Origin of the sequence: Novosphingobium sediminis (assembly GCF_007991615.1) — a bacterium.
Taxonomy (GTDB): Bacteria; Pseudomonadota; Alphaproteobacteria; order Sphingomonadales; family Sphingomonadaceae; genus Novosphingobium; species Novosphingobium sediminis.
The window spans coordinates 1-13,599 of the sequence record NZ_BJYR01000006.1 but is presented as its reverse complement, the minus strand read 5'-3'; the positions used below and the strand labels follow the sequence as shown (position 1 = coordinate 13,599).

The window sequence follows — 13,599 nt, the reverse complement described above, 5'->3', positions numbered from 1 at the left end:
CCGGTGATGGGATTGACCGCCGAGGAATGGGGCATCGTCGTGCTCTCGCTGCAGGTGAGCCTCGCGGCGATTGTCGGCGCGCTGCCGGTGGCGTTCCTCCTCGCCTGGATGCTCGCGCGGTTGCGGTTTCCGGGCAAGATACTGCTCGACGGACTCGTCCATTTGCCGCTTGTGTTGCCGCCAGTGGTGATCGGCTGGCTGCTGCTGATCGCGTTTGCTCCGGAAGGGCCGGGCGGACGGCTGCTCGCCGTGTTCGGCGTGAGCGTGCTGTTTCGCTGGACAGGTGCGGCCATCGCTGCGGCGGTCATGGCGCTGCCGTTGATGGTGCGCGCGATCCGGCTCAGCCTTGAAGCGGTCGATCCCCGGTTCGAACAGGCCGCGCGCACTTTGGGGGCAGGGCGCTGGCACACGTTTGCGACGATCACGCTACCGCTTGCCGCGCCCGGCGTGCTGGCAGGCGCGGTGCTCGGCTTTGCGCGCTCGCTGGGTGAGTTCGGCGCGACGATAACGTTCGTCTCCAATATTCCGGAGGAAACGCGGACCTTGCCGCTCGCGATCTACGCCGCGTTGCAATTGCCCGGCGGCGACAGCGCGGTCTGGCGGCTGGCGCTGATGGCCGTGCTGCTATCGCTCGCGGCGCTGGTTGCATCGGAGGCGCTGACCCGGGCTTCGGGCAACGGCAGAGGCGGCCATGTCCTTTGACATCGACGTAACCCTGCGGCGCGGCGAGCGGTCGATTGCCTGCCGCTTCACCGCGCCCGCCGGCGTCACCGCGCTGGTCGGACCGTCCGGCGCGGGCAAGTCGAGCGTGCTTGAGGCGGTTGCGGGCCTGCTGAAGCCGGTTTCCGGCCGGATCGTGGTTGGCGGTGCAATGCTGTACGACAGCGCAGCCGGCACCAACCTTGCGCCCGAACATCGCGCCTGCGGCATGGTGTTCCAGGACCTGCGCCTGTTTCCCCATCGCCGCGTGCGGGATAACCTACTCTATGGTTACCGGCTCGCGCCGCCTGAGCGACGCTTCATGGGACTCGAGGAAGCAGCGGCGTTCCTCGATATCGCGCCGCTGCTGGACCGCCGCCCGCGCACGTTGTCCGGTGGTGAAGCCCAGCGTGTCGCGATCGGCCGCGCGCTCCTTTCTGGCCCGCGTTTCCTGCTGATGGATGAGCCGCTCACGGCGCTCGACGACGCACGGCGCGAGGCAATCATCGCGGTGATCGAGCGCATCCGGGCCGAGCTTGCACTTCCGATCCTGCTGGTGAGCCATGACCGCGGCGACGTTGCGCGGCTGGCGGATCAGGTCGTGGAACTGCGGCCCTAGATTTCCAGCTGGCTGCCGAGTTCGATCACGCGATTGGTCGGCAGGCGGAAGAACACCATGGCGCTTTCCGCGTTGCGCACCATCCACGCAAAGAGCTTCTCGCGCCAGATCGCCATGCCGGGCCGCTTCGAGGCAATCAGCGTCTGGCGGGCGAGGAAGTAGCTCGTCTCCATCGGCTTGAACGGCCCGCCTGCCCGCGTCTCTGCTCCCAGTTCGGCAGGAACGTTGGCTTCATCCATGAAGCCGATGCGGATGATCATGCGGTAGAACCCGTGACCGAGGTCTTCGACCTCGCGGCGCTTTTCAGGCGGCACGTGCGGCACGTTCTGCGTCTCGACAGTCAGCACGACCACGCGATCATGCAGGATGTGGTTGTGCTTGAGGTTGTGCAGCAGCGCTGGCGGAATGCCTTCCGCGTTTGAGGCGAGGAACACCGACGTGCCCGCTACGCGCCGCACCTTCTGGCAGACCGAGCCGAGGAAAATGTCGAACGGCATCGAATCCTCTGCGAGCCGGTCGCGCATGATGCGGCGGCCCGAAGACCATGTGCTCAAGATCGTGAACGTGATGCTCGCCCCAAGCAGCGGGAACCAGCCACCATCGGGGATCTTGGTCATGTTCGAGGTGAAATAGGCCCCGTCGACCAGCAGGAACAGGCAGGTGAAGAACCCGGCAATCGGCGCGGGCCATTTCCAGACCTGGAATGCCAGCACACCGAACATGCAGGAGGTGATGAACATCGTGCCGGTGTTGGCGATACCGTAGGCCGAGGCGAGGTTGCCCGACGTGCGGAAGCCGAGCACGAGCATCACCACCAGCCCCAGCAGCGTCCAGTTGATCATCGGCACATAGATTTGCCCCGCGGCGCTCGCGCTCGTGTGGCGGATGCGGATGCGCGGGAGATATCCGAGTTGCACCGCCTGCTGCGAGACCGAAAACGCGCCCGAGATCACCGCCTGGCTGGCGATCACGGTCGCGGCGGTCGCCAGCAGAACCAGCGGCAGGCGCAGTGCATCGGGGGCGAGCATGAAGAACGGATTCGCCACGGTTTCCGGGCGGTGCATCATCATCGCTGCCTGACCGAGATAGTTCAGCAGCAGGCAGGGGAACGCGAGGCACAACCATGCCGCCATGATCGCAGGGCGGCCGAAGTGGCCCATATCGGCATAAAGTGCCTCGGCGCCCGTCACCGCCAGCACGATCGAACCCAGTGCGAGGTAGGCCATCAGCGGATCATCCGCAAAGAAGCGCAGCGCGTGGAGCGGGTTGAGCGCCCAGAGGATGCCCGGCGTTTCCATGATGCCGATCACGCCCAGAATGGCGATGGTGAGGAAGTAGAACATCATCACCGGGCCGAACAGCTTGCCCATCGCCGCCGTCCCGCGCGACTGGATCGCGAACAGGCCGATCAGGATCGCGATGGAAATCGGCAGCACGAATCGTTCGAAACCCGGATGGACGACCGTCAAGCCTTCGACCGCCGAGAGCACCGAGACGGCGGGGGTAATCATGGCATCGCCGAAGAATAGCGCGGTCGCGGTGAGGCCGAAGACGGACATCACATAGGTCCACCGCCGGTCTGACATGCAGCGGCTCACCAGCGCGAGCAGCGCGAGGCTCCCGCCTTCACCCTTGTTGTCTGCGCGCAACACGAGGAAGAGGTACTTCACCGTGACGATGACGATCATCGTCCAGAACACGATGCTCAGCACGCCGAACACGTGGAGCTGGTCGACCTTCATCAGGTGATGGCCGACGAAGGTTTCCTTGAACGAATAGAGCGGCGAGGTGCCGATATCGCCGAAGACCACGCCGATCGCGCCGACGGCCAAGGTGGCAAGGCCTTCCTTTTCGTGACCGTGCCCTTCCTCGTGGGACTCGGAAGCTGCCGCAGCCGCTTCGGTTCCGGAAACAGGGCTTTCGTTCGTGGCCGTGCCGTCTGGTGGCACGCCATCCTGAGTCGTGTTTCGGTCCATTGGCGCGCCGCTACTCCTGCCACCCGATACTTGCGAGAATTATTTTCCGGCCAGCGTCCCTCACGGGAAGTTCAAGGTGCCTTCGGTGTATCGGCGGGCGAGGGGGCGGGGTCCACCAGTTTGTCGGCCGGCAGGATCACGATCGGCGCCGCCGTGCGCGCGCCGGCCGGATCGCGCACCGGACGCGTGGCCGTACCGCCGATGGCGCCAGCGTTCTCGATGGCGCGCAGGACCGGCGTATAGATCGGCACATCGCCGTTATGCCGCACCTTACCGAGGTGCCGGTCCGCTTCATAGCGGGCTGCATCGGGCATCAGCCAGCTCTGCTCCAGCGCGCCCGCGGCGGCGAGCACGCGTGCCTTCGCGATATAGGCGTTGGCGACGGCGGTGTTGGAATTGCTCCGCGCCACCAGCAGTTCCCGCGCGAGATCGAGCACATCGAGCGTGGTGATGAGGCCAGCGCGCTGCTGGAGCACGGCCCCTTCATAAGCCTTGCGCGCCGATTCCTCGGCAGTCCGGTAGCTTGCGATTGCCGCCTGCTGTGCCTGCCAATCGTTCCAAAACGCGGCTAGCGTGGCGCGGTTCTCGCGCAGGGATGCATCGAGCAGGCGCCAGTCGGCGTCGTTCGCTGCCATCGCTTCGCTCACGCGTGCTCGGCGCAGCCCGCTTTCGAAGATCGGCCCGGAAATAATGAACTGCCCGCGCAGGCCGCGCTGCCGCAGATCGTCGCTGTAGGCGCTTTGCGATCCGTAGCTGGCGCTGCCCTGGAAATCGATGCGCGGCATGAGATCGGCCTTGGCCGCGGCCACGCTGGCCCGCGAGACCTTTTCGCGTGCCTGGGCTGCGAGGAGTACGGGGCTGTGCATCTCCGAATAGGCATAAGCTTCTTCGAGTTGCCGCACCGGCAACTGGAGCGGGTTCGGCGGCACGAGATCGCCCGCCGGCACGCCGACCATGCGCAGGAAGCCCGCCTCGCTGGAGGCGGCATCGCGCTGTGCTGCATAGACCTGCGCTTGCCCCAACGAGACGCGGGTGGAGATCTGCTGCACGTCTGTCGCGGTTACTTCGCGCACCGCAAGCCGCGCCTTGTTGTCGTTCAACTGGCGTTGGAGGGCGGCTAGGTTGTCCTTCGCGATGAGCACTGCGGCCCGATCGCGCAGCACGCCGATGTAGCTGGTGATCGCATCGAGCAAGGCCTGCTGTTCCGACGAGCGCAGGACCTGTCGCTGAAATTCGAGCTGCGCTGCGGAGTTGCGCTCCTGCGAGGCATTGCGGCCGAAGGTGAACAGTGGCTGCGTCAGGATGGCGGAGGCCGACGTGGTCCAGCCAGACAGCGCGACCGGCAGGCCGCGCCGCTGTTCGAACCGATCGCTCTCGAAGGTCGTGGCAAGGCTGTAGTTGAGCTTGGGGCCGTAGTTTGCCCGGGCCTGCGCGACGCGGTAGTCGTAGCTTCTCACCGTCGAGCGCTGGGCGAGCAGCGAGGGTGCTGTCCAGTAGGCAAGCTGCAAGGCATCGGTGAGCGATGTAACTGGCAACCCAGACGCAGCGCGCTCTGCCACATCGGCCGGGGTTTCCGGCGGCAGTTCCGGGCGAAACGCGATGCGGTCTAAGTCTGCAGCCGCGGCATCTTCGGCATTGCCTGCCGCATCGCCGCGGATATCGCCCGGATCGCGGCCACTTTCAGGATCGTCGGCGCCATACGTCCCCGCCTGCGCGGCGCTATCGGGCGGGCCTTGCATGGCGGCAGATTGTGGCAAATCCCGAGCACTGGCCGTCGCCAATCCGCCGCAAGCGGCACAAGCTGCCAGCAAGGCGGCACGCAGGGGAAGTGCAGGGGGCATGGCCATGCCGCTCAGTTATCGCGGAAGGCGCGCATGAACTGGTCCATGAACGGCTTTGTGAGGTAGGACAGCATCGAGCGATTGCCGGTTTCGATGTAGACTTCGGCGGGCATTCCGCTGCGCAGCGCGAGGCCCTCCTTTTTTACCGCAGCCTGATCCACTTCGATCCGCACCATGTAGTACGCTTGGCGGGATTCCGGGTTCTCGGTCCGGTCGGTGGCCACATACGTCACCTTGCCGAGGATTTCCGGCGTGGTCGGCCGGTTGAATGAAGTGAAGCGGACCCGCGCGGTCTGCCCTTTCATGGTCTGGTCGATGTCGGTGGGGCTGATCATGGCTTCAACCACGAAGGTATCGCGGTCGGGCACGATTTCCATGATCGGCTCTGCCGGGCGGACCACGTCGCCGATCGCGGCAAATGCGATCTTCTCGATCACTCCGCTGTAAGGCGAGCGGATTTCGCTGCGGTCCTGTTGATCGGATGCTGCCACGCTGCGCAACTGCTGCTGGTTGAGCGCGGTGTTGACCTGCGCAAGTTCGGTCCCCGCCTGCACCCGCCGTGTCTGCGCAAGCTGGATCGACTGCTCCTGCGCCTCGGTAATGCGGGCGCGGGCCTGCGCGATCTGTGCCTGGAGCGAGCCGACATTGCCATCGAGGTCAACGGCGGTGCGCTCAAGCTGGTTCAGGCGGTTGATCGTGACGAGTTGCTTGTCCCACAGGTCCTTCACGCCCTGCCGCTCGGGTTCGATCAGCTTGCGCTGCTGTTTGAGTGCGGCAATCTGCGATTCAAGGCCACGGATTTCCTCGTTGTACTGCTGCACCCGCGCTGCAAGCTGCGCACGCAGGCCTGCCTCCTCGGTCTGGCGGATGCTGAACAGTCGCACTTCGTCGGACATCGCCTTGACTGCACTGGCATTGCGCGAGTTCAGCAGATCGGGCGGGAAGATGAGCTTGCCGGAACCGAGCCGCTCGGCCTCGAGCCGGGCTTTCTGCGCCAGTAACTGCTCGACCGTGAGGTTTGAATAGGTAGCGTCGGCACCGGTTACCCGGTCGTCGAGCCGCATCAGCAGTTGCCCCTGCGTGACATGCTCGCCGTTGCGCACGTAGATCGCCTTGATGACGCCGCCGGAGGGGTGCGCAATGCGCTTCACCCGCGATTCAACGCCGACCGAGCCGCCGCCGATCACCGCGCCGCCCATCGGAACCAGCGCAGCGAGCAGAAACAGCACCAGCAGCAGGCCGCCAATCGCATAGAGCAGCCGCTTGAGCAGCGCCGGCGACTGGGCCTTCTCCGCGCCTTCCTCGCCGAACACCGGCAGCAACTGGCGTGCCGGATCGGCAATGGTGCTCGGCATGTTCATTCCGTGGCTTCCTTGGCCGATTTGCTCTCACCCCCTGCGGCGCCATCGGGCACCTGGTGTGGCGGCTCATTCTGCGCCTTCATGCGCTGCAACACCTCGTCACGCGGGCCGAAATCGGCGAGCCGCCCCGAGTTGATCACCGCGAGATGGGTTGCCGGGCCCAGTGTGGCGGGCCGGTGGGTGATCATGATGACGATCCCGCCGCGGGCGCGCATGCCGGCGATCGCATTGGCCAGCGCGGCATCGCCAGCCGCGTCGAGATTGGAATTGGCCTCATCGAGCACGAGGAGGAACGGATCGCCATAGAGTGCGCGGGCGAGGCCGACGCGCTGGCGCTGGCCGGCGGAAAGCTCCACCGCGCCCGCCGAGACCGGCGTCTCATAGCCATCGGGCAGAGCGAGGATGACATCGTGCATGCCCGCTGCCTTGGCTGCGGCCATTATGCCCCCGGACGTTGCCTCGGGATCGAAGCGGGCGATGTTCTGGCCGATGGTGCCGTCCACCAGATCAACTGTTTGCGGGACGTAGCCGAAATAGCTGCCCAGCGTTTCCGGGTCCCACTGGTCAAGCGTCGCTCCATCGAGCCGAACTTCGCCGCGGTTCGGCCGCCAGATGCCGAGGATTGCGCGCACCAGCGTGGTCTTGCCCGCCGCGCTCGGCCCGATCACCGCCAGCACCTGGCCCGGCGTCAGCGAGAAGGAGACGCCTGACAGCGTGAAGCGCTGCGTGCCCGGAGGTGCGACCCAGATATCCCGCACCGAAAGCTCGCCCGAAGGCCGTTCCAGAGTGACACCGCGCGCGGGCGGCTTGCGGAAGGTGGCAACTGCCTGCGCAATGCGGCCCCAACCGGCGCGCGCGGCGACGAAGCTCTTCCATGTGGCGATCGCCTGATCGACCGGAGCCAGCGCCCGTCCGGAGAGAACCGAGGACGCCAGAATCACGCCGCCGCTCGCCTTTCCGTCGATCACCAGCAGCGCACCGACCGAAAGGATCAGCGATTGCAGCAGCATGCGGAACGCCTTGCTCGCGCCGCCCAGCCGCGTGACGGTGCGCGAAAGGTAGGACTGCGCTTCGATAAAGCCGGTTTCCCAGCTTGCCGTGCGCGCCACCAGTCGCTCCTGCATGCCCATCGCCAGCGCGCTTTCGGCGAAACGGATTTCCGAAAGCGCTGCGGCGGAGCGGCGCCCGGTAATGGTCGCCAGTTCGCGCGATCCAGCCTGGGTTCGGCGATTGGAGACGATTGCGATGCCGGCCATGACAAAGACACCGACGAGCGCTGTGACTCCCAGCCACCAATGCAAGGCGAACAGGACGATCATGAACGTGATGACCCACGGCAGGTCGATCAGCGCAACCGGGCCCTGCCCGGCGAGGAACGTATGGATGGAATCGAGATCGCGGGTGAACTGCAGCCCGTCACCCTTGTCCGCACCTGCGCGCAACGGGCGAGTGACGGTGGCATAGTGCACAGCTTCGAACAGATCATCGTGCACGCCGTTGGCGATGCCGAGCAACGCTTCGCCGCGGATCGCCTCGAACACTGACTGGAACGCGTAGACCAGCAGGAGCATCCCGAACAGACCGATCAGGGTCGGCACGCTGCGGCTCGGTAAAACGGAATCATATACGAGAAGCATGTAAGCCGAGCCGGCGAAGACCAGCACGTTGAGCATCACGCTGGCGATGGCGACCAGAATGAGACCGCTGCGATAGCGCGCCGCAAAAAGTCGCATGAATTGACGGTCGACGCTCATAATTCCCCTGACACTCGGCGGCTAACCTATCAGAACTATGCTATCAAGCGCGCACGCATCTGCAATGGCGCCGGACTCGATTAATGCAGATCTGTTATAGTTCTACCGCGCCTGCTCAGGAGACAATCCGAAAGATTCGAAGCCGGAACCGGATTGGCATGGCCTTGACTGGCCTCCGAAAGTTGTCCGGCTGACAAGAAACACCATTAACCCCGCGCTAACTATAGGGAATAGCGTCGCTTTCGATGTCGTTCAGGATGGCCGCGCGGTTGCGGGCGTGGCTGTCAAGGCCGCGGCGGGGCGAGCCGCAGAGCGTCCGAAATGTCGATCACGGCGCGGATAGCGCGTGCTTCTTCGGGGGTAAGGCCGGTAAAATCCGGAAGGAAAGCCCGCGCGGCCTGGATCAGGTTGCCCGGACTACGCTCCAGTTCGGATCGATATTGGGCGAGCGTTGTGCAGCAGTCGATCGCGGACCAGTCGATTCCGCCCGGTCCCGGCCGCTGATGGAACGTCCAGAGCGCCTGCACCGCGCGTTCAACTGCGATGCGCGCCTGCTCGCCTACGCCGTCAGGCGATGCGCGCAGTTTCAGCTTCTGGCGGTAGCGGCGCTGCCGCTCGGCGTTGGACAAGGCCATGGCAGGGGATTTGGCGCGGCGGCGACACGTCCGCAATCCGCATTGTTTGTTACGTAACAGTGCCTATCCCGCTGCGTTTCATATTCGCAGCTCGAGGATTGACCTCGGTCAATTCCTCGCCGCACCGGTCTTGTTAGGCCGAGATGCCGGGGTTTCCCGGCGTTTCTCCGAGAGCAGTGCCCATGTCGCCATCATCCAGCGCCCAGTCCGATTGCACTGCTGGCTCCAGCGCCGATCCCCGGTCGCTGCGCCGCGCGATTCCTGGAACTGCGCTGTTCGATGGCGATCTCGCGATGCGCGGATTTGAACTCAACGCGATGTGCTACTCCTTCAACGATGCCGCCAACCGGGCCGCCTTTGTGTCGGACGAGGAAGCCTACTGCCGCAAGTATGGACTGACCGAAGAACAGCGCGCCGCCGTTGCCGCGCGCGACGTGCTGGCGATGCTCGATGCGGGTGGCAACGTCTACTACCTCGCCAAGCTGGCCGGCATTCTCGGGCTCAACGTTCAGGATCTCGGGGCGCTCCAGACCGGGCGCAGCGTGGCTGATTTCAAGGCGATGCTTGTCGCTGCACGGGCCGGGGTTGATGCCGATCTTGGCGGATTGCACCTCGGTCAGCGCGCTTCCGGCACCGCCCAGCACAGGGAGAATGCATGATGGCTCAGATCGTTGGCGGCTATTTCACCAGCCACGTTCCTGCCATCGGCGGCGCGATCCAGCGCGGGGATCAGCAGGCGGAGTATTGGTCACCGTTCTTCGACGGCTTTCCATCCGTGCGGCAATGGCTGGGCGATGTCTCGCCCGATGTCGCGGTGGTTTTCTACAACGATCACGGGCTCAACTTCTTCCTCGATGCAATGCCCACGTTCGCGGTGGGTGCAGCGGCGCGTTATGACAATGCCGACGAGGGCTGGGGCCTGCCTGTCTACAAGAGCTTTGAGGGCCACCCGAACCTTTCGTGGCACGTGATCGAGACGCTGGTCGAGGCCGAGTTCGATATCACCACGTGCCAGAAGATGATGGTCGATCATGCGCTGTCGATCCCCTTCGAGCTGGCCTGGCCGGATGCCGAGGCCTGGCCGGTCAAGCTCGTGCCGATCGCGATCAACACGGTGCAGTTCCCGCTGCCATCGCCGCGGCGCTGCTTTGCGCTGGGGCAGGCGGTGGGCCGGGCGCTGCGCAGCTGGAAGGGTGATGAGCGGATCGTAGTGATGGGGACTGGCGGCCTCTCACACCAGCTGGAAGGTGCCCGCGCCGGGTTCATGAACCCGGAGTACGACCGCTTCTGCCTTGACCATCTGGCTGACGATCCTGCGGCGCTGACCCGGCATTCAGCCGAAGAGGTGGCCGAACTGGCCGGCACGCAAGGTGTCGAAATCCTCAACTGGATCGCCGCGCGCGGCGCCCTCGGGGATGCGCCGTTGGCCATGGTGATGCGCAACTACCATGTGCCGATCAGCAACACGGCCGCCGCTACTGTGGTGCTCGAACCGGCGTGAAGCAGTCCGGGCGCGGTCTTACTCGCCCGGATCGTTCACCGCGAGCAGCGCAAGCTCGGTGCGGTTTTCGATGCCCAGCTTCTGGTACATCGCATGGAGATAGACTTTCACAGTCCCTTCGCCGATGCCGAGCTCCGTGCCGATATCGCGATTGCGCATCCCGCGCGCGACTAGCCGCGCAATGCGCCGCTCGCGCTGATTCAGCCGCTCGAGCGGACCGCCGTTATCGGCGCTCAGCGACAAGTCGAGAGCGCGCTGGAGGAGCGCGGAATCGATGGCTTTCCCGCCGGAATGAACTTTCTCCAGCACGTCGACCAGACCGCCCTCGGCACCGTCCTTGTGCACGATGCCTTCGACACCTGCACGCATCACGGCTAGCAGCTGACGATCATTGATCCCCGCTGTGAGCAGCACCACCGCGCGCTTGTCCCCCTTCGAGCGCAGCGCTTCGAGTGCCTGCACACCGTTCATGCCGGGCATGTTGATATCAAGCAGAACGATTGCGGGATCATGCGTTGCAATGGCGGCCAGCGTTTCTTCGCCGCTGGCAGTGCCGGCAACGACCTGAAAGCGGCTCCCACGCAGCACGGCTTCGACGCCGGCACGAATGAAGCCATGATCATCTGCAACAAGAACGGGTATCATCAGGCAATCCTATTGGGCAGGGCGATTTCGAGCAAGGCCCCCGGGTGGTTATGGCAGATGGAAAGGGTTCCGCCCAGAGCTTCGACCCGTTCGCTGATCGAGCGCGGGCGGGGCGGGGGGCTGTCCGCAGGGAAGCCTTCGCCATCGTCAGCGATCCGCAGCGTCAGACCGGGCCCGCCGGTGCTGACCGACACCACCACCTCGCGGCAGCAGCCGTGGCGTGCCGCATTGGCGACAGCCTCGCGCAGGACCTGCCGCAATTCGTGGGCAAGGCCGATCGAGACCGGCATCGGCCGCACTTGCGCGTCCAGCCGAACCGCGATGTGCCAATGCTGGCTCATTTCGCCAAGCAGCGTCTCCATTTCCTCGACGAGGTCGGTGCGCCGGTCGCCTTCTTCGCCGCGCCGGAGCCGTTGGATCATCGCGCGCAGTTCGCCCTGCTCTCTGCGCAGGGCGGTCTTGAGGTCGTTTATCTCGGCCGTCGGATCATGGCCCTCGCGAATCCAGCGTGACAGCGCCTCAAGCCGGAACAAGGTACCGGCGAGGAACTGGGCCACGCTGTCATGGAGGTCGCGTGCCAGAGCATCGCGCAGCGCTGCGGCCGATGCGGCCTGCGCCAGTTCGGCCAGGTCTTCGCGGTCAAGTTCGGTGCTGAGGTGGCGCCCGATCGTCTCAACCAGAGGCAAATCGTCCACGCACATGTCCGGAATGCCCCAGATCAGCAACTGCCCGGGGCCGGCCGCTGTCTCGAACGTGACGATCATTGCTTCGTTGATCCCGCAGTGTTCGGCGAGTGGTGCGTTGATAGGGCCGGAAAGGGCCAGCGGATAGGAACTGGCGCGACTGGTGATCCGGCGCCCCCGTGCAAGATCGATCAAGGCGGCACGATCCGGCTCCCCAAAGCTGCCGTCGAGTGCTTCGGGCCCCAGTCGGTCGACGATCACCGCGTAGCCTGAATCGCGCAGCAATTCGGTCCACGGCTCCTCGCCGTGCGGCACCGCTATGGCCGCGCCTCGCGCTTGAAGGGCAACGCGCGCAAATGTCAGCGTGTCGACGAGGATCGCGTTGCGCCGCTCGCCCGGCGTACCCGGCGTGCGCGGCATCGGGGCGGAGCGCGGCCCCCTCTGTTCGCCGCTCAGCCACACCATCATGAGCGACAGCACCCCGAGGTACATCAGCCGCCGACCATAGCGATAAGGGTCGATGGGGAGTCCGAAGGCAAAGAGGCCTGCGCCGATAATCACGTTCACCGTTACGAGCGTGACGGAAGTCCACGCCACCGCGAACCAGCCCCAGCGCAAGGTGGCACTGATGAGCAGAAATGCCGTGAGCGCCATGAACGGACTGTTGAAATCTGCCTTGCCTGCTTCCGAGAAATAGACAGCCAGGACAAAGGCGAATGTGTCGATGGCGTGGACCCATGGCGCGAGGCGGAACTCCCACCACCAACTGCGCCATGCGATCATGATCATGACAGCGGCGCCGACCAGATAGGCTGACAGCACGACATAAATGCCAAAGCCGCCTTTGCCGGGCGTACTAGGGTCGATTGAAAGTGCCAGCATGAACACGAGTGCCATTGCCGCACGGCTTGTCGCCAGAACCTTCCCGGTTCGTCGTGCGAACATCCGCGGCCTCATGATCTGCTTTCTCCCAGGTTAATAACGAATTTAACCTATGTTAGGAACGCTATGACTTTTTGCGGAGCTTCGCAATGTCAGGCACTTGGGATTTCTGGGGACTTGCTGTTGCTGTTGGGTTGTTCTTGCGGTCAAACTGGTATTCCTCCATTTTTACCGCAGGTTTGGTTATTTCAGGGTCATGACAGGTAAAAATGGGCAAGTCGGATCAAACTGTCGCATCTCCGCCCCAATCGGGACTGGACGATCCGGCATCCGTTTCGCCTGGTCAGGCAATGGCAGCTGGGGATGGCGCAGTGCGTTCCGATTCAGTCAAAGCGGAGTATAGTCAGGTGATCCTGAGATCGCTGACCGACAAGCAGCGGGCCGTGCTCGATCTGCTGATCGAGCACAAGACCTCGAAGGAGATCTCGCGCATCCTCGGTATCTCCCACCACACAGTCGATCAGCGTATCATGCTGGCCCGTGCCAAGCTGGGTGTCGCCACGAGAAGCGAGGTGGCGCAAGCCTATCGCCGCCTGGTGGCGAAAACCGTTGCTGCTAAACCCATATACGAACGAACCGTATATGACTTTTCCGCCGTCGCACCTCCGCTCGATGCCCTGCAGGAACCGATGCGGGAAGACAGGACGGACTGGATACAGAGCCCGCCGAGCCGCAAGGATGCCCTGACACGGGTCGCAATCCGCAGCGGTGAGGATTTGGCCGAGCCCTACCATCATGTCCTCCCGGAGATGTTCGACGGGCCCTACGGGACCTATATCCGGCTCGGGACCATTGCGGTGCTTGCCATGTTCCTGATTCTGATCGTCATGGGCGGTCTCGCGATGTTTGCGCAGTTGTCGCAGATCATCGCGCACTGATCCGGCGCGAACCTCTCCATCTGGTTGGCAGTGCGAGCCCTGAGGATAACTCAGGGCATGGAGAG

At 64.4% G+C, this 13,599-nt stretch carries 12 protein-coding genes; 5 read left to right on the top strand and 7 right to left on the bottom strand.

The features are described 5' to 3' along the window. The first annotated feature begins 6 nt into the window (after window positions 1–6). Complete coding sequence (modB, locus tag NSE01_RS04240) at window positions 7–702, top strand: molybdate ABC transporter permease subunit (RefSeq protein WP_147158467.1); 696 nt, start codon at window positions 7–9, stop codon at window positions 700–702. Next, window positions 692–1,318 carry an ATP-binding cassette domain-containing protein gene (locus NSE01_RS04235; protein WP_147158395.1) on the top strand — a complete coding sequence of 209 codons (627 nt, stop codon included), beginning with the start codon at window positions 692–694 and terminating at the stop codon, window positions 1,316–1,318. The genes modB and NSE01_RS04235 overlap by 11 nt, the downstream gene beginning before the upstream one ends. Here NSE01_RS04235 and NSE01_RS04230 read toward each other — a convergent pair. From NSE01_RS04230 to NSE01_RS04210, 5 genes are all read right to left on the bottom strand, one after another. Further along, window positions 1,315–3,294 carry a potassium transporter Kup gene (locus NSE01_RS04230; RefSeq protein WP_147158394.1) on the bottom strand — a complete coding sequence of 660 codons (1,980 nt, stop codon included), beginning with the start codon at window positions 3,292–3,294 and terminating at the stop codon, window positions 1,315–1,317. The genes NSE01_RS04235 and NSE01_RS04230 overlap by 4 nt on opposite strands. Window positions 3,295–3,365: 71 nt before the next feature. Further along, window positions 3,366–5,033, bottom strand: a complete 1,668-nt coding sequence (locus tag NSE01_RS04225) for a TolC family protein (protein ID WP_147158393.1) — start codon at window positions 5,031–5,033, stop codon at window positions 3,366–3,368. A 113-nt stretch (window positions 5,034–5,146) separates the two neighbouring features. Next, complete coding sequence (locus NSE01_RS04220; protein ID WP_147158392.1) at window positions 5,147–6,496, bottom strand: HlyD family type I secretion periplasmic adaptor subunit; 1,350 nt, start codon at window positions 6,494–6,496, stop codon at window positions 5,147–5,149. After that, a complete protein-coding gene (locus tag NSE01_RS04215; protein WP_147158391.1) occupies window positions 6,493–8,250 on the bottom strand; it encodes a type I secretion system permease/ATPase in 1,758 nt (585 codons plus the stop codon). The genes NSE01_RS04220 and NSE01_RS04215 overlap by 4 nt, the downstream gene beginning before the upstream one ends. Window positions 8,251–8,534: 284 nt before the next feature. Continuing rightward, a complete protein-coding gene (locus tag NSE01_RS04210; protein WP_147158390.1) occupies window positions 8,535–8,885 on the bottom strand; it encodes a hypothetical protein in 351 nt (116 codons plus the stop codon). A 182-nt stretch (window positions 8,886–9,067) separates the two neighbouring features. On the opposite strand from NSE01_RS04210, the gene NSE01_RS04205 reads away from it, so the two are divergent. Continuing rightward, window positions 9,068–9,544: a protocatechuate 4,5-dioxygenase subunit alpha gene (locus NSE01_RS04205; protein WP_147158389.1), complete on the top strand. Its 477-nt coding sequence runs from the start codon at window positions 9,068–9,070 to the stop codon at window positions 9,542–9,544. Continuing rightward, the gene (locus NSE01_RS04200) at window positions 9,544–10,386 is read left to right on the top strand and encodes a class III extradiol dioxygenase family protein (RefSeq protein ID WP_147158388.1); all 843 of its coding nucleotides are present in this window, start codon (window positions 9,544–9,546) and stop codon (window positions 10,384–10,386) included. The genes NSE01_RS04205 and NSE01_RS04200 overlap by 1 nt, the downstream gene beginning before the upstream one ends. 18 nt (window positions 10,387–10,404) lie before the next feature. Here NSE01_RS04200 and NSE01_RS04195 read toward each other — a convergent pair whose 3' ends face one another. Together NSE01_RS04195 and NSE01_RS04190 are read right to left on the bottom strand one after the other, a co-directional pair. Beyond that, window positions 10,405–11,031: a response regulator gene (locus NSE01_RS04195; RefSeq protein WP_147158387.1), complete on the bottom strand. Its 627-nt coding sequence runs from the start codon at window positions 11,029–11,031 to the stop codon at window positions 10,405–10,407. Beyond that, window positions 11,031–12,659: a sensor histidine kinase gene (locus NSE01_RS04190; RefSeq protein ID WP_170233757.1), complete on the bottom strand. Its 1,629-nt coding sequence runs from the start codon at window positions 12,657–12,659 to the stop codon at window positions 11,031–11,033. Before NSE01_RS04190 ends, NSE01_RS04195 begins: the two co-directional genes overlap by 1 nt. A gap of 206 nt (window positions 12,660–12,865) precedes the next feature. On the opposite strand from NSE01_RS04190, the gene NSE01_RS04185 reads away from it, so the two are divergent. After that, entirely contained in the window at window positions 12,866–13,534 is a 669-nt protein-coding gene (locus NSE01_RS04185; RefSeq protein WP_246135022.1) for a helix-turn-helix domain-containing protein, read from the top strand. The last annotated feature ends 65 nt before the right edge of the window (window positions 13,535–13,599 follow it).